Source organism: Fibrobacter sp. UWB16 (assembly GCF_900215325.1).
Lineage (GTDB): Bacteria > Fibrobacterota > Fibrobacteria > Fibrobacterales > Fibrobacteraceae > Fibrobacter.
The window spans coordinates 1,019,580-1,038,468 of the sequence record NZ_OCMS01000002.1; the positions used below are offsets into that span (position 1 = coordinate 1,019,580).

Annotated in this window: 15 protein-coding genes and 1 riboswitch; of the genes, 1 reads left to right on the forward strand and 14 read right to left on the reverse strand. The window is 47.2% G+C overall.

Features of this window, described 5'->3' with window-relative positions:
• Positions 1-87 precede the first annotated feature (87 nt).
• From CRN95_RS09605 to thiE, 7 genes are all read right to left on the reverse strand, one after another.
• Positions 88-2,259: a polysaccharide biosynthesis tyrosine autokinase gene (locus CRN95_RS09605; RefSeq protein WP_097020727.1), complete on the reverse strand. Its 2,172-nt coding sequence runs from the start codon at positions 2,257-2,259 to the stop codon at positions 88-90.
• Between the two features lie 12 nt (positions 2,260-2,271).
• Complete coding sequence (locus CRN95_RS09610; protein WP_097020728.1) at positions 2,272-3,534, reverse strand: DegT/DnrJ/EryC1/StrS aminotransferase family protein; 1,263 nt, start codon at positions 3,532-3,534, stop codon at positions 2,272-2,274.
• 158 nt (positions 3,535-3,692) lie between these two features.
• Positions 3,693-5,669 (reverse strand): OmpA family protein, encoded by a 1,977-nt coding sequence (locus CRN95_RS09615; RefSeq protein ID WP_097020729.1) that lies wholly within the window; start codon positions 5,667-5,669, stop codon positions 3,693-3,695.
• Between the two features lie 32 nt (positions 5,670-5,701).
• Entirely contained in the window at positions 5,702-7,363 is a 1,662-nt protein-coding gene (locus CRN95_RS09620; RefSeq protein ID WP_235002976.1) for a nucleoside-diphosphate sugar epimerase/dehydratase, read from the reverse strand.
• A gap of 377 nt (positions 7,364-7,740) precedes the next feature.
• Positions 7,741-9,231, reverse strand: a complete 1,491-nt coding sequence (locus CRN95_RS09625) for a hypothetical protein (RefSeq protein ID WP_097020730.1) — start codon at positions 9,229-9,231, stop codon at positions 7,741-7,743.
• 17 nt (positions 9,232-9,248) lie between these two features.
• A complete protein-coding gene (locus tag CRN95_RS09630; RefSeq protein ID WP_097020731.1) occupies positions 9,249-10,073 on the reverse strand; it encodes a type III pantothenate kinase in 825 nt (274 codons plus the stop codon).
• 15 nt (positions 10,074-10,088) lie between these two features.
• The gene (thiE, locus tag CRN95_RS09635) at positions 10,089-10,721 is read right to left on the reverse strand and encodes a thiamine phosphate synthase (protein ID WP_097020732.1); all 633 of its coding nucleotides are present in this window, start codon (positions 10,719-10,721) and stop codon (positions 10,089-10,091) included.
• Positions 10,722-10,900: 179 nt separating this feature from the next.
• Between thiE and CRN95_RS09640 the strand changes: the two genes are divergently transcribed.
• Positions 10,901-11,677 (forward strand): type II secretion system protein, encoded by a 777-nt coding sequence (locus tag CRN95_RS09640; protein ID WP_097020733.1) that lies wholly within the window; start codon positions 10,901-10,903, stop codon positions 11,675-11,677.
• 97 nt (positions 11,678-11,774) lie between these two features.
• On the opposite strand, the gene thiH is transcribed toward CRN95_RS09640, so the two are convergent.
• The 7 genes from thiH to CRN95_RS09675 form a co-directional block, all read right to left on the reverse strand.
• On the reverse strand, positions 11,775-13,037 hold the full coding sequence (gene thiH, locus CRN95_RS09645; protein WP_085490345.1) for a 2-iminoacetate synthase ThiH: 1,263 nt from the start codon (positions 13,035-13,037) through the stop codon (positions 11,775-11,777).
• A gap of 1 nt (position 13,038) precedes the next feature.
• Entirely contained in the window at positions 13,039-13,809 is a 771-nt protein-coding gene (locus tag CRN95_RS09650) for a thiazole synthase (protein ID WP_015732455.1), read from the reverse strand.
• Positions 13,810-13,825: 16 nt separating this feature from the next.
• The gene (gene thiF, locus CRN95_RS09655) at positions 13,826-14,470 is read right to left on the reverse strand and encodes a thiamine biosynthesis protein ThiF (protein ID WP_097020734.1); all 645 of its coding nucleotides are present in this window, start codon (positions 14,468-14,470) and stop codon (positions 13,826-13,828) included.
• The gene (gene thiS / locus CRN95_RS09660; RefSeq protein ID WP_014545015.1) at positions 14,470-14,676 is read right to left on the reverse strand and encodes a sulfur carrier protein ThiS; all 207 of its coding nucleotides are present in this window, start codon (positions 14,674-14,676) and stop codon (positions 14,470-14,472) included. Before thiS ends, thiF begins: the two co-directional genes overlap by 1 nt.
• Positions 14,667-14,771: riboswitch (TPP riboswitch) on the reverse strand. Its footprint overlaps the gene before it by 10 nt.
• Before the next feature lie 113 nt (positions 14,772-14,884).
• Positions 14,885-15,193, reverse strand: a complete 309-nt coding sequence (locus tag CRN95_RS09665; protein ID WP_014545014.1) for a hypothetical protein — start codon at positions 15,191-15,193, stop codon at positions 14,885-14,887.
• A gap of 164 nt (positions 15,194-15,357) precedes the next feature.
• Positions 15,358-17,259: a tRNA uridine-5-carboxymethylaminomethyl(34) synthesis enzyme MnmG gene (mnmG, locus tag CRN95_RS09670; protein ID WP_088629691.1), complete on the reverse strand. Its 1,902-nt coding sequence runs from the start codon at positions 17,257-17,259 to the stop codon at positions 15,358-15,360.
• A 261-nt stretch (positions 17,260-17,520) separates the two neighbouring features.
• Positions 17,521-18,837 (reverse strand): FKBP-type peptidyl-prolyl cis-trans isomerase N-terminal domain-containing protein, encoded by a 1,317-nt coding sequence (locus CRN95_RS09675; protein ID WP_088629690.1) that lies wholly within the window; start codon positions 18,835-18,837, stop codon positions 17,521-17,523.
• Between the last annotated feature and the right edge of the window lie 52 nt (positions 18,838-18,889).

The following is an 18,889-nucleotide window of genomic DNA, read 5'->3' on the forward strand; positions in this document are numbered from 1 at the left end:
CTGCGCAATAGATAAAAAGAATCCCGCTTCACTTAGTGAAGCGGGATCTTGTACTTCACGAGCATTGCCCGTTACTAAGATATATTGCTAATTTTTATGCTTTTTAGATTTGCTACCGTAGTAACCGTAACCGTAACCGTAACCGTAACCGTAACCGTAACCGTAACCGTGTCTGTGTTCGCAATGGTTCAACACAAAAGCCTTGGGTTTATCACAATAGCGTTCCAAGGTATGTAAGGATTCCTTAATAGAATCCATAGAATGGCGACCATAATGCAACACAACGAGTGCAAAATCGATCAACGGGCAAATCATGTATGCATCAGTCACCAAATTCGTCGGCGGAGTATCAATAATAATTGCATCGTACTGCGGACGAATTTCGTCAATCAACTTCTTAAGCATGTCACCACGCAATAGTTCAAATGCAGAAAGCGTAAACTTGCCAGATTCCAAGATATCAAGATTCGGAAGGTTCGGACTCGAGATTTTAGCATTTTCAAAAGCGACCTTACCCATAAGAACATCGGCAAGGCCAACCTTCGTAAAGCGGCACGTGGCTTTTCTCATATCAGCATCAATAAACAAGGTCTTCTTACCGACCATCGCAAAAGTAGCAGCGAGGTTCGTCGAGATAAAGCTCTTACCGACACCAGGCGTAATACCAGAAACCATAATCACCTGATGTTCCTTATTCATATTGAAAGAGAAATCAATCGCCGTAAGAATCGAACGAATCGATTCGCTAAGAGGATCATCAGGATCTGTTTGGACATGAGTTTTTCTTGTCTTTCTAAATTTCAAGTTCAAGCCGGTATCAGGATATTGAGGAACCTTTGCAAGCACGCTTGTATTCGTTTCACGTTCAATTTCCGTAACACTGCGAACACCGTTATGCATCATACGCAAGAGGAATACCAAGAGTACTCCAAGCATAAACGAAGCAGCCACAGAGCAGATAATGATGTTCATTTTCTTCGGCTTGCTCGGAGCTCCGTTAATCTGCGCGAAGTCAACTATACGGACATTGCCTACTTCACCAGCACGCACAACACGCAACTGCTGAATGTTATTCAACATAGTCGTATAAATTTCATTATTGACCGCCACATCTTCCTTCAAACGAGCGACTTCCTGTTGCGTCAAAGGCATTTTTTCAGCTGTTTTTTTCAACTTGGCAAGTTCAGCCCTCAAACGATTCTGCTGACGAATGAGCGTCTGAACGCTCGGATGTTCTTCCTTAAACAAACGCATGGCAGCTTGTTTCTGCTGTTCCAAATCCAAAATTTGTCTCTGGATTTCACTTTCCTTGTTCAAGTGAGCGTGCGTTTCGCCCGTCATGTCCACAGACCCGATGCTGTAACGGTAATCGGCTAAAATCTTTTCGACACTGTCAAGTTTAGCCTTCACACCAGGGAGCTGCTTTTCCAAGAATTCGAGAGTCTTAGCGGCTTCGGCGCTGCGCATTTCAACGTTTTGACGCAAGTATGTCTTTGCCACCGTATTCAAGATCGATGCAGCCCTATCAGGATAGCGATGGTTGAAGCTAGCCTCGATAATGCCACTTTTCTTGCCCTTTTCGGCAACTTTAAGTCCACCCTTCAATGCGGCAATAGCACCAAGCATACCCGATTGAGAAAGAACAAATTCCTGCCCCGGCTGAGCAAGCATCTTTGAAACATGAATATCGAGAGTATCGCCAGCGTAGGGAGCCTTGTACAATTCACCGACTTTACCTTCCAAGATGACCTGTTCTTCAGGCGAAATGACTTCGTATGTATTTTCATCGACGGCTCTAGCCATCCACTTTTCTGCACGAGCGAGCGTAGGAATATAGAGGGAATCCAAGTCCATGCGCCCCTCTTTGTGCGTAAAGCGGTCAACGGCACCAACAGGCGTTGCATTGAAGCAAAGGCGTTCGGCTTCAACCACATAGCTCAACACCATGCGGCTCTTGATAAGTTCGATTTCAGCATCGGCCGGGCTTGCCACATCAAGGATGGAGCCCATCTCACCCATAGCCTTCGTCGCGTTACCACCCTTCGCGTCGATTTGCAACAAGATGTCGCTAGTGTACTGCGGACGTAGCCAGTTTGCAATCGAAAATCCGACAAGGCCGCCCACCAGAATGAACAGCAATAACGTGAATTTCTTTTCCCAAAGGATTTGCATTGCTTCAAGCAACGTAATTGTATTGTTGTCTGGAGGCAACTGAATTGTAGCTTGGCTAACAACTTTTTTTTCTTCTTTTTCAGCCATACGTTATCCTAATTAAGTAAAGCAATTACGAATTGTTTGAATAATAATGTCCTGCTGTTCGGGTGTCATCTTGTTGTCACTCGGCAAGCAAAGGCCACGTTCAAAAATATCAGCACCAACGTCTTCGCATCCACCTGCAATATAAGCATTCGTACGAGCACGGCCGTTGCCTTGAACCGTGATAAACGGATTCATGCGGTAAATCGGTTGCATATGCATCGGCTTCCAGATTGGGCGTCCTTCGGCATTAATCTCAGCAATCTTTTCGAGGATTTCAGTCGGGCAGCTCTTGCCCTTTTCATGAATATAAAGACAATCCGTTTCACCGCGGACCTGTTTGCACATGGCGTCCTTGTCAATAATCAGGCAACTCAGCCAATAGTTCGGTTCGCTATTCTTTTCGTCAAACGGATTCATCTGCACAGGAAGCCCACGAAGCCCCTCACGGTAACGTTCGTAAATAGCCTTTTTCTGGGCAATATGCTCTTCAAGATAAGGCATCTGTCCACGCACAACACCTGCAATCACATTGCTCATGCGGTAATTGTAGCCAACTTCTTCATGCTGGTACCAAGAGGCTGCTTCACGGGATTGCGTACTCCACTTGCGAACTTTGTCTGCATCATCCTTGCTATCCGTAAGGAACATGCCACCACTTGAACCAGTAATAATCTTATTTCCATTAAAGCTGATAGCGCTATAATCGCCAAACATGCCGGTTTGTACGCCTTTATATGTAGCGCCAAAACTTTCTGCGGCATCCTCGATCATCAGTGCGCCATGCTTTTTGCAAACAGAACGGAGTTCATCTACCTTGCCCGGTGTGCCGTACAAATGAGCCACGACCACAAGGCGAACATTGGGATAAATTTCAAAAGCCTTTTCCAGAGCCACAGGATCCATATTCCAGGTCTCTCGCTCCGTATCAATAAAAACGGCTTCACCATTTTCGTATGCAACAGGATTGACAGTCGCATCAAAGGTCATGTCACTACAAAAGACCTTGTGTCCGCGTAAAGACCCCTCGCCCGTCTTGGACATTCCATAAAGGGCTTCACCAGCAAGTTTGGTGCAAAGGTGGAGCGCGGCAGTACCTGCGCTAAGAGCAACAGCATACTTACAGCCAACCTTTTCGGCAACAAGACGTTCAACTTCATTGATGTTTTTACCAACAGTACTCATCCAGTTGGTTTCGTACGCTTCGGTCACGTACTTGATTTCATCGCCATGCATCGTCGGGCTGCTAAGCCAAACCTTATTTTCAAATCGAGTCATTAAAGCCATCCAAAAAGCATTTGAATTATGGGAAATATTAGTTTATTTTTCGCTGACATTCAACTTAGTTTTTTCATAAACAAGCTGATTTATAAAAAAAGCTACCCAACCATTTATGTTGGATAGCTTTTACTTTGTCTAACTTACCAAATTACTCATTACTTTGCAAAAGGAACGAGTTCTACGCGACGGTTTTGGGCACGGCCAGCAGCATCACCGTTATCGGCGATCGGCTTGGACGGACCATAACCCACAGCACGCAAGCGGTTGCTATTCACACCGCGCTTTTCGAGATAAGCGACAACAGCCTGAGCACGAGATTCAGAGAGCTTCTGATTCTTAGCATCAGAGCCCTTGTTATCGGTATGGCCCTGAACTTCGAGATTTGCTTCCGGAATCTTGTTCATAAGATCGGCAATGTCGTTAAGAGTGCTATAGCTGTTCTTGGTGAGCTTTGCAGAACCCGTCTTAAACTGAATACCCTTCTTAAGCTGATCAAGGTCTTCCTTCTTATTGATCGGGCAGCCTTCACCATCAACACGGACACCCGGAAGTGTATTCGGGCACTTGTCGATAATATCGGCAACACCATCCTTATCGAAGTCCGGCAAGCAACCAGTCGAGTCTACAGCATGGCCAGCCGGAGTACCCGGGCACTTATCCTTAAAGTCTGCTATGCCATCCTTATCGCTATCAAGCATGCAGCCGTTCGGGCCAACTTCAGCACCGCGTTGGGTGTTCGGGCACTTGTCGAGGTAATCGGCAACGCCATCCTTGTCAAAGTCCATCGGGCAACCCGTAGAATCCACAGGAATGCCGGCCGGAGTGTTCGGGCACTTGTCAAGGTTGTCAGCAACGCCATCCTTATCAAAGTCAAGCATGCAACCCGTAGAATCCACAGAAATACCGGCAGCCGTATTCGGGCACTTGTCGCTTATATTAGGAATACCGTCGTTGTCTGTATCAACACGGGCGAGAGAGTCAGCAATAGCTCTTTCACGAGCAAGTTTTGCATCATCAATCGGGCAACCTTCAGCATCGACCTTTACGCTGGCTTCGGTACGAGCGCACTTGTCTTCGCTATCCGGGATGCCATCGCCATCGGAATCTACCGGCTTACCAGCAGCATCAAACTTGAAGCTCAAGAGGGCAGAACCGGAAATAAGGGGAACGCCGGTATAGCCATACTTGGCCTTGACACCTCTCTGGCCCTGATAGTAGATGGTATGATCCTTACCATACTTGATATCAGCATGGTGATCGAAACCACTCTGGAAGAAACGGGCAGCAAAGTCCACGCCAAAAGCAAAATCAATATCATACGGGAGGTGGAAACGGAAACCCGGAGTGATGAGCATCGGGTCAACAAGCGGGTCGAAGGAGTAACGACCGTTATCCTGCAAGCGCATTTCGCCAGAGAATTCCACAAACGGAGTCATCCAGGATGTGGCGTTCCAGTTCAAGCCCGTGCTATAGACGAGCGTCTGAGTCAAGTTATAGCTAGCCGGAGAAACATAGCTTGCCGCCAAGTTCCACACAATCGGAGCACCAACCTTGTTGAAGTCGAACGTGAATGCGAGACCCGCAGCAAAAGCCCACCTATCAGCAGTAAACGGATGCGTATAGCTGCTACCATCCAAATACCAGGCATGACGGGGACGCACACCGGCGCTTTCTTCACCCGTCGGAACATAGAGGTCAAGCATCAAGGCCATGCTATAGACGCCAGCCGATGCAAACGGGAGACCGATCTTTGCAAAGACATCCAAGTCACCGCGGCTAGTCGTCCACATATTTGCCATTCCACCCCACTTGGAATTGGCATGTTCATAATAAAGCGGAAGTGACATACCGACATCAATGAAATCCAGGACACCAACTTCTACAAAGACGTTGCCTGAAAGAGAAGCATCAGCATCATTAAATGCGTACCTCTTCCCCTTTACTTCATAGATACCGCCACGAGACAAACCCCAGGAGCCAAACGTAAGATTTCCGCTTGCACCGAAGTTGACTTGCCACTGACCAAGGGTCTTTGCATTGATTTCATGCAGGCCCTCCGAGCCACCCAGCATTCCAGCCTGTGCAAAAGCTAGAGTACTAGATAACAAACCTAGAGTGATGATCTTTTTCATATTTTATCCTTCTTTTGAGTTTGTCGTTGTTGTTAAGACTTTTGTTCCACGGGTTCAGACTTCTTTAAAATTGCACTGTTGAACTTTTCAGGAGTCGTGAACGTCGGGACAATTTCGTGCAAAGCGCGAATAGCGATTTCAACATCGTTTTCTGAAGCCGCGCTCTTAAGCTTCCACAGTTCATTGATGAACTTAGAAGTATCAATATCGATTTGCTTGCCAATGAAGATAAGCTTGTTCTTTGTCTTCTTCAAACCTTCTTCGTTCATCAGGAGCTCTTCCTTAATCTTTTCCCCAGGACGGAGCCCCGTGAACTTGATCGGAACATCCTTGTACGGAACCTTTCCATACATACGGATCAAGTTTTCTGCAAGCGTCACAATCTTTACCGGCATGCCCATATCGAGCACAAAGATTTCACCACCATGAGCGATACTAGCCGCTTCGAGCACAAGGCTCACAGCTTCAGGAATCGTCATGAAGTAACGAATGATTTCCGGGTGTGTAACCGTCACAGGCTTGCCCTGTTCAATCTGGCGTTTGAAAAGAGGAATCACGCTACCATTTGAACCAAGCACATTGCCAAAGCGAGTCACAACAAATTCCGTATTACTATCCTTCTGCATGGACATAAAGCGGACAATCATTTCGCAGCAGCGCTTGGAAGCTCCCATGACATTTGTCGGGTTCACCGCCTTGTCGGTACTGATCATCACAAACTTTTTCACATTGTTGAACATGGCAAGCGTCGCAACGTTAAACGTACCAATAACGTTGTTCTTAATCGCTTCCATCGGATTGTTTTCCATCAGTGGCACATGCTTATGAGCGGCAGCATGGAAAATCACTTCAGGATTGTAGGTCTTGAAAATTTGGTTCATGCGGAAATAGTCACGGACACTTGCGATAAGAGTCACAAGGTTCAAAGACTTTCCGTATTCCATCACCAGTTCTTGCTGGATATCGTAAGCGTTATTTTCGTAAATATCGACAATAATAATTTGTTTAGGATTATACTTTGCAATCTGACGAACAAGTTCACTACCGATACTACCACCACCGCCAGTCACCATACAAACTTTGTTTTCGATATAGGCACGGATGTCCTTGTTATCGAACTTGATAGGATCGCGACCAAGTAAATCTTCGACCTTGATATCACGGATTTGCGTTGCAAAATTAGTCGAGCCATCGCCAACATTGGAAGAATCCAAAAGAGTACCAACAAAAGGAAGAACCTTCACCGGAAGTCCGGTCTTACCACACAAGTCCATGATGACTTGACGGTCTTTGGGAGGGCAACTCGGAATCGAAAAAAGAATCTGCTCAATATTTTCTTGCTTTGCAATTTTAGGAATGTCACTTGTCGTGCCTGCAACAAGAACCCCTTCGAACGGTTTCCCGATTTTAAAGCGGTCATCATCAATGAGGCAAACAGGATTGATTTTTGCAGCTTCCGAAGTAGAAAGCCCCTTTTCCGCATCCTTGGTGCTGTTCTTGATTTCATCGAGCAAAAGCTTAGTCGCATTACCGGCACCGATAATCATGGTGCGCTTTTTCATCGCTTCACGGTGACCCGTGTTAATAATCGAAATAAAGGCATTACGGAACATGTAGCGGAAAAGACACACGCCAAAACTCGCCATCAAAGCTTGGACAAGGCCAAATTCCCAATAAAGCTTTCCACGAACCAAATAGAAGAAAAAATAAGTTACGACAAGGCCTACAAAAACGCCTTTACAGCAGCTTAAAAAGTCATAGCGGTTAAGATAGCGCCACAGCTTATTGTAAGCTCCAAAAAAGAGAAGCCCACTAAAGCACATAATGACACACAAAAAGAAAATGGCAAAAAGGTCAGCACGTCCAATCGGTTCTGCATATAATGGGAGTAGGTAATTTGCAAATAAACCAGCAACAACAACAATAAAAGCATCCGCCAACGCCAATACACGTTTGCGAATCCTAAAACTAGTGAACAATCCCATCAATTTGGACATAGTCAAGCCCTACTTTTTTAGTTCAGAAAAGTCTTAAAAAACGGTTTCTTATGTTATAAGATAATTACAAAAGACTACCAAAACAAGGTAGTACGTACAAAAATGGCCTTTATTTCGCCTAAAATGAGCTCTAATTCATAAGAAGCATGATATCCACTATAGTTTACAGACGGAGCAATTGTGTATTGGAGCGGAGCTTTATCGGTAAATTTTTTGCGAACGGTCTTATACGGGTCATTGATATCGCTACCTCGATCAATACCTTTCCAAAGCCACTTGTTGTGCAAACCAAAGAAGATACTTGCTGAATGGTTCCAGAAGAGGCGGCTGTAAAGAGTCCAGTCAATGGCAAGCGAGTTCGGACCATTCGGATTCCCTAGCGGGAGTCCAAGGTGCGCCATCTGAGCCTGAGCCGTGTCGTAATGGCAATAGGTATAAGGTTCAACACGCGCAATTTCTGCGATAGTTCCGAGCTGTAAAAGTTTACCATTTACTTCCATGTCATGAGCCACCTGAAAGCCAAGCATTGCGGCCCAGCGGTTATTGCTGTAACGATTTTGATAAACGGCATAAGGCGATTCCATGTCATCCAAGAAGAATTCACCATAGACACGAGCCAGCTTGAAGAGCTGCACATTAAAATCCACCGCCAAGGCACCGTTGTTTACGCGTTCGGAATAATTCCCCTTTTCAATGAAAAGCGGAGCTACCGGAACAAAAAGCCAAGGCTTATTTTCGTTGTAAAGAATCTGAAGTTCAGAAATACCAAAGGTCACATTTTTGAGAGCTAGCTCATAACGGTGAGCATAAAGATTGCGATCGTTCAGGTTGTCTTTGCTATAGCTCCAGGAATTCACACGAAGATCCGCATACACACTATAAATTCGTAACGGTCCAAATGTAAGGTCGAGCGAAAGCATGTTGTACGGGAGCGCAAACTGGTTCAGCGAGAGGTTGTTGTAGTACCCCGGCCCCCAGTGTAGCACATCACGAGCAAGCTGCAAACGAGCCCATGCATAGTTGAGAGCCAAGTGAGCGCGGTAACGTGCAAAGCTCACATAGTCAATTCCTCCATCGCCACGATCCTTGGACTGCACGTCAAAAACTTCGTGGTCGTAACTCTTGGGCTTCTTGGCGGCATGCCCTTCAGAGTAAATACGCGCATCAAGATCAAAGTCGAGGGAATCAGCAAAGCCGCGGATAAAAAGTCCACCATCAATAGCTGGCCATATAGTATCGCCAAGAGCCGAAGACGATTTGTAATCAATACCGAGGATTGGACTTACCGCAATAGCGAACTTATGCGAAGACGCGCTATCACTTTCAAAAAACGCCATCGCATTTCCATGATTCTTGTAAAAATCCTTCTGGAACGTTGTATCGCGACGTGGATAAATAAAGAAGTGGCGGCCATCGTCTACAGTCTGTCTATGATACTCAAAAAGCATCGGAGCATAATCGAGCCCGCGCAGGTTACGAGTGCGTTCAGAACTGATAACTGGCGAACGACCTGTTTCTGCAAAAACAATCGTTGCTAAAATAAGACTAGCGAAAAAAGCTTTCATTCTCCCCTCCATCAAAATTATTCTTCGGCGTCCTTGTCGATAACTTCTGCCGCTGAATCCCCGTGAAGAGCCACCAAACGAATACCGTCAAGCGTCAGATACGGATCGTAAGTGTCTATGATTTTGGTATGGCTTGCAATTGTGCGGCCCCAGCCACCAGTTGCAAAAACAGGAACATCTTTCTTACCCATTTCCTGTTTGATTTTAGCAACAAGCGTTTCCAGTTCAGCCATAAAGCCAAACAGAAGACCCGCGCGGATAGCATCATCGGTATTGTTCGCAATTAAATGCTTGGGCCATTCGATACTTACCGGCAAAAGACGAGCCGCTTTTTGCGTAAGCACATCGAGACTAGCACTAATGCCAGGAACGATGATACCACCAGCAAAGCCGCCATCCTTCATGACATCAAAAGTCGTAGCAGTCCCCATGTCAATAACAATGGCATCGTTGTAGCCGCGTTCCTTAAGCGCAATCACATTGCAAAGACGGTCTGCACCAAGCGAACTCGGGTTCGGGTAAGCAATCGGGCAATTGAGGCAGTTTGATGAACTCACCACCTGCACCGGGCGTTTTAAAAGCGTCTGCAAAGCCTTGACCCACGGGCGTTCCAAAGACGGCACAACCGTCGAAAGGCCAACATGCGTTACAGCTTCAAGTTTGATTTTTGAAAGATGGATAAGGCCACCCACACGATTCATCACTTCGTCCGAAGTTGTTTCCTTGCGGGTTGTAAGCCTCCAATGATCTACAACTTTGTCGCCCTTGTAAATTCCAAGAACGGTGTGCGAGTTACCCACATCGACCACAAACGACAAAGTATTCTTTAAATTCTTTTTCATCGGAATGAAAGATAGTTATTTATTCAAATTCAAAAACGCTTGCTTCAATTCTCGTGTTGCTTTTTCCGGGTCTGCGGATTTCATGATAGCAGAAACGGCACAAATTCCTGAAATGCCAGAACCCTTAAGCACATCGATATTGTCCTTATTGAGCCCGCCAATGGCATTCACCTTAATCGGCACCGCCTTCACGATAGCTTTGAGCGTATCGACACTCGTGAGGATAGTGACAACTTTAGTCGTTGTCGGATAGATAGCCCCAACACCAAGATAATCGGCCCCCTGTTCGTAAGCCTCCAAAGCCTGAGGAACAGTCTTCGTCGTTGCGCCAATTATTTTATCTGCACCCATCAACTGACGTGCGATTTTCACAGGCATGTCTGTTTGCCCCACGTGTACACCTTCTGCATCAATAGCAAGAGCCACATCAACGCGGTCATCGATAATCAGCGGGACATTATAACGCTTGGTAATTTCGTGAGTCGCAGTTGCAAGTTCCATATATTCACGAGTCGAGCGATTTTTTTCACGAAGTTGAATGAGCGTCGCTCCACCTTTGCAAGCGGCTTCAACAGTTGGCAAAAAACGTTCAGAAGGCACACTAGTGCTATCGGTAATGAAGTAGAGCGTTGTATCAAGATTTTTCATGTTTTTAAAGGTAGAAAAAATTGCTCTAGTTTGGAATAGAACATCTTGAAGCTTTAAATTTGTGCGCTTTCTCACGTTTATTACTTTTTTATCATAGAAATATGTCAATTCAAAATTGCAATATATAGATTTCCATTATAAGGGTTACAAAACCCAATTAAACTATATGGAGCGATATTATGAATACTATAAATTCAAAGAGGGGTATTACCCTTATGGAGCTTATGGTGGTTATCGCTATTATGGGCGTTCTTTCCTCCGTAGCGATGCCAAAGCTTTTCGGGTTCGGTGAAAAAGCACGTGAAAAAATCGACCTGATGAAGCTTTATGACCTCAGAAACGCTATCAACATAGCGCTCATTGAAGATAGTGAAGCCATGTCAAACTATTCTCCTGTACAATCTCAAAATGATTCAACCCGAAATAGTTTTATCACCAAACTTCACAATGGGTTATCATCAAATGGTGGTGCAGCGTTGTTTGTGATTGAATTGCGTAGCGACCTTTCAATCAATGTACAAGGTAAGCACTGGAAAGCCAATAACACGTATAACGTTTGTGAAATGGTCGGTACAGACGGAACATTCTATTCGGCTTTGAAAACCGCAAACTTTGATGGCGTTGCAGACATCATCGCCGCAAGACTTAGCGGTAATTCATGGAAATCTAGCGGAGATACTTATACTTCGAAAGAATACAAAAACGCCGAAAATAAATCGGACTACCGTACGGCTCCGAAAAAGAAGCTGTTCCAGAGTAGAGCTTTAAATATCGGAAAGTATGAGGACAATACACGTTATACAATGAATGTTCGTTGGACCGATCCAGACGATCCATATTCTGTCGAAGTGTTCTTGCTACCTCAAGATGGTAATTGGGAAACCGCCTATCGTTCCGATAATGGAACATGCTTCTCTACTTACGGTAATAGAGGTTGTCGTAAGAAGAAAAAATAATTTGCCAGAAATAACGAAACGCCCCGGATTTATCCGAAGCGTTTTCTAGTAACTGCGGCAAGAGCACGAACTTAATAGAAACGGTGCCGAAAGCGCATTACACGTACAAGTAGTCGTTCAGCACGGGCTGCATGCCTTCGCTGCTCATGTCGGCGTACATCTTGTCGATGCTGCGGCCGTCATTGATTTCGAACTGTTCATCGCCACCTTCCCCATCGTCGTGACCACTGTATTTGCTTTCGTGGTCGCCAATGCCGGTCGAGACGCCTGCGGAAATCTTCGTGGCAGCAATTTTCACAATGCCATTGCGGAATTCCTTGCTTTCGCGGCTCGAAACAGTGATACCCACGAACGGAAGGAAAATGCGGTAGGCGCATAGCACCTGACAAAGTTCCTTTTCGTGAACGTCAAGCGGACTGATTTTTTCGTTGTTCACAATCGGGCGGAGACGCGGGCAGCTGAGGCTCATTTCGGCATGCGGGTACTTCTTTTGCAAGTAGTAAACATGCAGAGCACTTGCGAGTGCATCACGGCGGAAGTCCGAAAGTCCAAGAAGTGCCGAAAATCCGCAGCCGCGCATGCCACCCATGAGGGCGCGTTCCTGAGAATCAAAGCGGTACGGGAATACGCGCTTGTGACCGAGTAAATGAAGTTGTTCGTAACGCTTGCGGTCATACGTTTCCTGGAATACGGTTACGTAATCGACGCCACATTCATGCAGGTACTTGTATTCGTCGACATTCACCGGGTAGACTTCGACACCCACGAGCTTGAAGTACTTGCGGGCAAGCTTGCAGGCTTCACCGATGTATTCGACACTGCTTTTAGCGCGGCTTTCGCCCGTGAGCAACAAGACTTCTTCCATGCCACTGTCGGCGATGACCTTCATCTCGTGCTCAATCTGTTCCATGTTCAACTGCATACGCTTAATGTGATTGTAGCAGTTGAAACCGCAATAGACGCAGTAGTTTTCGCAGTAGTTTGCAATATAGAGCGGCGTAAAGAGATAGACGTTATTGCCAAAATGGCGGCCCGTCTCAATCTTTGCCTTGGCTGCCATCTGTTCAAGGAACGGAGCAGCCGCAGGAGAAAGCAAAGCCTTGAAATCTTCAATAGAGCAAGTGTCATGCTGCAAGGCGAATTGAACATCGCGTGCGGTGTACTTGGACGCATCATAGCTTTCAAATGCGTCAAGAACCTTGTCGCGAATGTCGGATTGAATCACTTCCATTCCCGGCAAGTATTCCATGATGTCCGTACGGACAGACGGATCTGTTTCAATTCTGTGCTTGCGTTCTAGAGCCGCCGGCGAGAGATTTCCAGAATCAAAAAAGTAATTGTTGTCTTTGCGTTCGGCCATTTTAATCCCTCAAGAATCCTGTAAGCGGATCAGAGGCAGATGCCCCACGAGAAAGCACACGGCCAAGCCCGGCGAGATAAGCCTTGCGGCCTGCTTCAATAGCAAGTTTGAATGCAGAAGCCATCTGCGTAATGTCGCCCGCTGTTGCAAGAGCGGTGTTAGCCATAATGGCGGCTGCGCCCATTTCCATGGCAGCACAAGCTTCGGACGGTTTGCCAATACCCGCATCCACGATAATCGGGAGTTCGATTTCGTCAATCAAAATCTGGATAAAGTCTCTCGTGCAAAGACCCTTGTTTGAACCAATCGGCGATGCAAGAGGCATCACGGCAGCTGCACCGGCATTCACGAGGTCGCGAGCCACATTCAAATCCGGGTACATGTACGGCATCACCACAAAGCCTTCCTTTGCAAGCGTTTCGGTAGCTTTGATGGTTTCGGCATTGTCCGGGAGCAAGTACTTGGTATCGCGCATGATTTCAATCTTCACGAAGTCGCCGCAACCGAGTTCACGGGAAAGTCTTGCAATGCGCACAGCTTCTTCGGCATTGCGAGCGCCCGACGTATTCGGCAAAAGCGTAACATTTTTCGGAATGTAGTCAAGGATGTTTTCGTGTTCCTTCGTGTTTGCACGGCGAACGGCAAGCGTTACAATTTGAGCGCCTGCATCCTTGACCGCAGCTTCAATGAGCTTGAGGGAATACTTTCCAGAACCGAGAATAAAACGAGAATCAAATTCATGACCGCCAATAACAAGTTTGTCAGAATTCATTTGCATGTCCTTTATGTTAAACTTCTAGACCGGCAATAATCCGGATAATCGTGAGCGCCTCATGCGCTGCGCAAATCTGCACGCGTGGAGCTAGGAGCGCAAGTCCTTGAGTCACGTCGCTCTTGCCATCGCCACAGAGGTAAAAATGTTTTGAAATCTTACGTGTCTTGATGGAATTCGCATCGTCCGTGCCTGCCATTCCAGAGGCGGCAACGAGATATTTTTGCGGATACTTTTCAAGCACAGCGTTTACAAGCATCGACTTTGTTTCGGGATTATCAAATGCTTCGCATACAACATCGGCGTTAGTCACGAACTTGTCGATGTTTTCTTCCGTGATTTTTTCGTCGTATGCTTCAAACTCTGTGTACGGTGCTATTTCTTTCAAATTTTCGACGAGCGCAAACGCTTTAGGCTCTCCAACCTGAGATGCCTTGTACTGCTGGCGTTGCAAGTTCGTCACGTCAATACGGTCAAAATCCACGAGAATGAGCTTCTTGATGCCTGCGCGAGCGAGATTGATGGCGACGTTAGAGCCTAGTCCACCAACGCCACAAATTGCAACTGTGGTCTGTTCAAGTTTCTGAACGATTTGTTCGCCCTGCTTTTGTACGAGTGCGCGTCGGAACTCTTCCCTGCTCGGGATTTTATTGCAGGTCATCACCCGCCTCCAACAAAGTTCACAACTTCGACGACATCCCCCGCTTCGAGGACGACCTCAGCATACTTTGATTTGGGGACGATTTCCAAATTGCGCTCAACGGCGATGCGTTTTGTATCGTAATTTGCGGACGCCAAATATTCGGCAATGGTCATGCCTGCTGCCGCGACGTTTTCACCGTTGATTTTGACTGGATTTGAGTTCAATGGAACCTCCCTACGTTGGCATTATCCAAATCAGGTTCGGTCGAAGTTTTCAACTTCCTCTCAGCCCGTTTTACGAGCTCCCGTAAGCGCCATAAAATTAACTATTGGAGATGTATTTGGCAACTAACTTGGGGCTTTGCCACGCTTTTTCTAAAAGCAAAAATGCCCCGCAGTGCGGAGCATTTTCAAAAGATTTTGAGAAGTAAGATTACTTATCCTTAGCAAATTTCTTAGAGGCGGCCTTGACCTTCGGATCGTTCTGAGCGTCCTTGATCTTCTGCTTGATACCATCTTCGATGGACTTCTTGAGCTTTGCGGCAAGGTTGGGGAAACGATCTTCCAGGGAATCACTAAAGACAGCCGGCTTCTTTGCAGCAGCAGGAGCACCACCCTTGCGCTTGCCGTTGAACGGGCGCTTTTTCTTGGACGGAGCCTTCTTTACTTGAGATTTTTCTTGGGATTTTGTTTCCTGAGGCTTAACTTCTTCTGTGGATTTGACTTCTGCTTCTTCTGCCATATATATACCTCTTGGAAAATTGTTTAAGTTGACGGGCGCAAAGATAGTAAAAAACTATGAAATTGCAAGTGAACACGCTATGGTCCTTAGTTATTAGTCAGTAGTCGTTAGCCAAATTGCCGTACCTTTTGAGGCATCATCAACTATTGACCAATGACTATTGACTAGGTTCTAGATTCAATCCAATGCGCGAGGACTGTGATGTCGGCGGGGCGCACACCAGGCACGCGGCTAGCTTGCCCAAGCGTTAGCGGTTTGTGGGCGTTGAGGCGCTGGCGGCTTTCGATGCTGATGGCCGTAATGGACATGTAATCGAAGTCCGGCGAGAGCTTGACCTTTTCCATCTTCTTCTGGTCGTCAATTTCGCGTTCCTGGCGATCGAAGAAACCGGCATAGAGTTCTTCGGCGTACATGTACCACTGGTCACGGCGCGTGATTTTTGCATCCGGTGCAGCCACCTTGAAGAAGGTTTCGGGGTCGATTCCCGGACGGCGGAGCACGTTGATCCAGCGGGTACGTTCGGAGGCGAGAGCCTGACCGCCCGCTTCAAGAATCGTATTTGCTTCTTCCGGCGTTGCAGATGTTTCCGTAAATTGCGTCTTGAGACTTGCCATGAGGTCGCGGCGGCGAGTCCAGTCTTCCCAATCGCGGTCGCTGATCATTCCAATCTTGCGGGCTTTTTCCTTGAGGCGCATTTCGGCATTGTCGCTGCGGAGGAACAGACGGTATTCCGCACGGCTCGTAAACATGCGATACGGTTCATCGAGCAAAATGTTCACGAGGTCATCGACCATCACGCCGAGATAGCTTTCGGAGCGCCCGAGAATGAACGGTTCCTCGCCCTTGACCTTGAGTGCAGCGTTGATACCAGCCATAAGGCCCTGACCGGCGGCTTCTTCGTAACCGCTTGTGCCGCAGACCTGACCTGCAAAATAGAGTCCAGGAACATTCTTGCATTCGAACGTCGGGTAAAGTTGCGTGGCATCAACGGAATCGTATTCCACAGCGTAACCGATTTGGAGCACTTTCGCGCGGGTAAGGCCCGGAATCGTGTGGATGGCAGCAAGCTGGATGTCTGCCGGCAAGCTCGAACTGAAACCGTTGATGTACACACGTCCGATGTCAGCCTGTTCCGGTTCGAGGAACAGCTGGTGCCCGTCGCGGTCGCCGAAACGGTTGATTTTATCTTCGATACTCGGGCAGTAGCGCGGGCCCTTGCCGTGGATACGGCCGCTGAACATCGGGCTATCCTTAAAGCCACTGCGCAGAATATCATGCGTCTTGATGTTTGTGCGCGTAATCCAGCAGACGCAATCGTTGCGTATAAACTTGTTAATTTGGTCACCCCAGAACTTGTCGGGAGTTGCACCGTCAAAATGGCGGTCGCTCATCGGCCACGGGTGCTCGTCGCCGTGCTGCACGTCGCATTCGTTAAAGTCGATAGAATCTGGATCCAAACGGCTTGGCGTACCTGTTTTAAGGCGGCGCAAGCGGATGCCGTTTTTCGCAAGGCATTCCGAAAGTTTGTCTGCACTCGGTTCTCCCACTCGCCCACCGATGCTCGTTTCAAGCCCGGTGAACATCTTGGAGGCAAGGAACGTTCCGCTCGTCACCACAATCGCACGAGTGATATAGCGGTCGCCGTTTAAAAGCGTGAGTTCCAAGCGGCCGTCGTTCATGCGTTCAAACGATGCAAGTTCGCCTTGAATCAGCGTGAGTCCCGGCAAGCTTTCCATTGTCTCGCGGGCAACTTCGCTGTAATACTTCATATCGCATTGCGCACGCGGTCCCCAGACAGCGGGGCCCTTGCTCATGTTGAGCATGCGGAACTGGATGCCCGCCTTGTCAGTCAAAAGCCCCATGAGACCACCGAGAGCATCGATATCGCGAACAATTTGACCTTTAGCAACGCCACCCACAGCAGGGTTGCACGACATTCTACCAATTGCGTTCAAATCCATCGTGAGCATGGCGGTTTTGACACCAATCTTCCATGCGGCATGCGTGGCTTCAATACCGGCGTGACCGCCACCGACGACGACAACATCAAATTCTGCGATAATCATGCGCCAAATTTAAAAAATATGAATCAATACGGCTATAGAAAAAACGCACTACAAAAAAGAACACATCCCGCGTTTACGAGATGCGTTTTAACAAGACTGTGTAAGGGGATTCCCGCTCGGAGGCGGGAATGACAAGTGTCGAGCGAGCCAAGCACAGAAAGTTCAGAGGATTCCCGCTTACTTCGACTGCGAACACTTCGACATTGCTCAGTACAGGCAGCACAGGCTCAGGCGGGAATGACTGAATGCCGAGACCAAAGATTACTTCTTGGCCTTTGCCTTAGCGTCTTTCTTTACTTCCTGCTTCGGTTCGACCTTTGCAGAATCAGCAGCCGGCTTCTTGACTTCGATCTTCCATTCGACGTTCTTGCCTTGGAGAAGTTCAGCAATTTCCTTCTTCAAGTCATCCTTTTCGCGTTCGAATGCAGCGTACTGCTTGTACGAGCCATCCGGGTTCACGAGATAGACCTTTGGAACGTAGCCATCGCTATAAAGTTCACCGAACTGGCGGGATTCATCCCACATAACGCTGATCGTTTCGTCAAACTTGGCATCGTCGATAAAGCGACGAATACCCGGCTTATTGTTTCCACCGCTAGCGATAGCAACTGTGGTAAGACCCTTCGGAGCAAATTCCTTTGCAATTTCGAGAATCTGCGGAGCGGCGTGTGCGCAGTGACCACAAGTAGCGGAGAAGTAGAACATGAGGAGCGGCTTACCTGCATAAGCACTCAAGTCTTCGCCCTTGACCGTAACGCCAGAAGCCTTCACCTTGAAATTCATCTTGGCCGGCATACCATTGGCAAGCGTGTCACCACGGAGAGATGCGACTTCTGCTTTGAGCTTTTCTTCTTCTTCCTGCTGCTTCTTATTCATTTCTTCACGGATTGTCTTCAATTTTTCTGTAAAGCGATCACCCACAGCCTTAAGAGAATCATCCGAGAGAACCAACGTTACCGTCGAATCACGATGCTTCTTGCCAGCATCGCGAAGACCGAGAACAAAATATTCCGCATCAAATTGAGTCTGGAACTGGCGGCCAATGCTAAAGAACTGGTTACCGAACTGAGCACCGACAACATAGGAGAACTTCTGCTGTTCAGAAGCATTTGCCTGGAGCATGACCTTTTCGTTCTTGACTGCCGGAGCGGCTTCAACCGGCAAAGCCTTGCGGAGAGAATCCACATAAGCACGGATTTGCTCGTCGTTCATACCCTTAACAACAGCGGTATCCGGCTGGGTTTTGAAATAACGTTCACGCATAGATTGCTGAACACGTCTGCTAACAGCAGCAATGGAATCCTGCGGAAGCTGGAGCTTAGCCGTAGAATCGTTCAAGTTTGCCAAAGCATCGCGGAAACCCTGAACCGTAACATCTTCATCAATGCCATGACCCGTCTGCCACGGAAGATTCGTAAAATTCTGAAGACCGAACTGAGCACCAAGCATGTAGGCAAACTTTTCGTCATCTGTAGAGTTCGGCGTAACAGCAGCAACCTTAGCAATCGGTTTCTGGGCTTCACCGCATGCAACCAAAGCAAGAGCGGCTGCACCAAGAGCAATCTTTTTCAGTTTCATTTTTTTAGACTCCTAAGTCAAAAAATCTTTAGGAATGCACCCATTCCTATTA

What these genes read in the sequence shown, in the direction of transcription:
- CRN95_RS09605 (WP_097020727.1), bottom strand. Translation starts at nt 2,259, where the DNA reads ATGGCTGAAAAAGAAGAAAAAAAAGTTGTTAGCCAAGCTACAATTCAG.
- CRN95_RS09610 (WP_097020728.1), bottom strand. Translation starts at nt 3,534, where the DNA reads ATGACTCGATTTGAAAATAAGGTTTGGCTTAGCAGCCCGACGATGCAT.
- CRN95_RS09615 (WP_097020729.1), bottom strand. Translation starts at nt 5,669, where the DNA reads ATGAAAAAGATCATCACTCTAGGTTTGTTATCTAGTACTCTAGCTTTT.
- CRN95_RS09625 (WP_097020730.1), bottom strand. Translation starts at nt 9,231, where the DNA reads ATGAAAGCTTTTTTCGCTAGTCTTATTTTAGCAACGATTGTTTTTGCA.
- CRN95_RS09630 (WP_097020731.1), bottom strand. Translation starts at nt 10,073, where the DNA reads ATGAAAAAGAATTTAAAGAATACTTTGTCGTTTGTGGTCGATGTGGGT.
- thiE (WP_097020732.1), bottom strand. Translation starts at nt 10,721, where the DNA reads ATGAAAAATCTTGATACAACGCTCTACTTCATTACCGATAGCACTAGT.
- CRN95_RS09640 (WP_097020733.1), top strand. Translation starts at nt 10,901, where the DNA reads ATGAATACTATAAATTCAAAGAGGGGTATTACCCTTATGGAGCTTATG.
- thiH (WP_085490345.1), bottom strand. Translation starts at nt 13,037, where the DNA reads ATGGCCGAACGCAAAGACAACAATTACTTTTTTGATTCTGGAAATCTC.
- CRN95_RS09650 (WP_015732455.1), bottom strand. Translation starts at nt 13,809, where the DNA reads ATGAATTCTGACAAACTTGTTATTGGCGGTCATGAATTTGATTCTCGT.
- thiF (WP_097020734.1), bottom strand. Translation starts at nt 14,470, where the DNA reads ATGACCTGCAATAAAATCCCGAGCAGGGAAGAGTTCCGACGCGCACTC.
- CRN95_RS09665 (WP_014545014.1), bottom strand. Translation starts at nt 15,193, where the DNA reads ATGGCAGAAGAAGCAGAAGTCAAATCCACAGAAGAAGTTAAGCCTCAG.
- mnmG (WP_088629691.1), bottom strand. Translation starts at nt 17,259, where the DNA reads ATGATTATCGCAGAATTTGATGTTGTCGTCGTCGGTGGCGGTCACGCC.
- CRN95_RS09675 (WP_088629690.1), bottom strand. Translation starts at nt 18,837, where the DNA reads ATGAAACTGAAAAAGATTGCTCTTGGTGCAGCCGCTCTTGCTTTGGTT.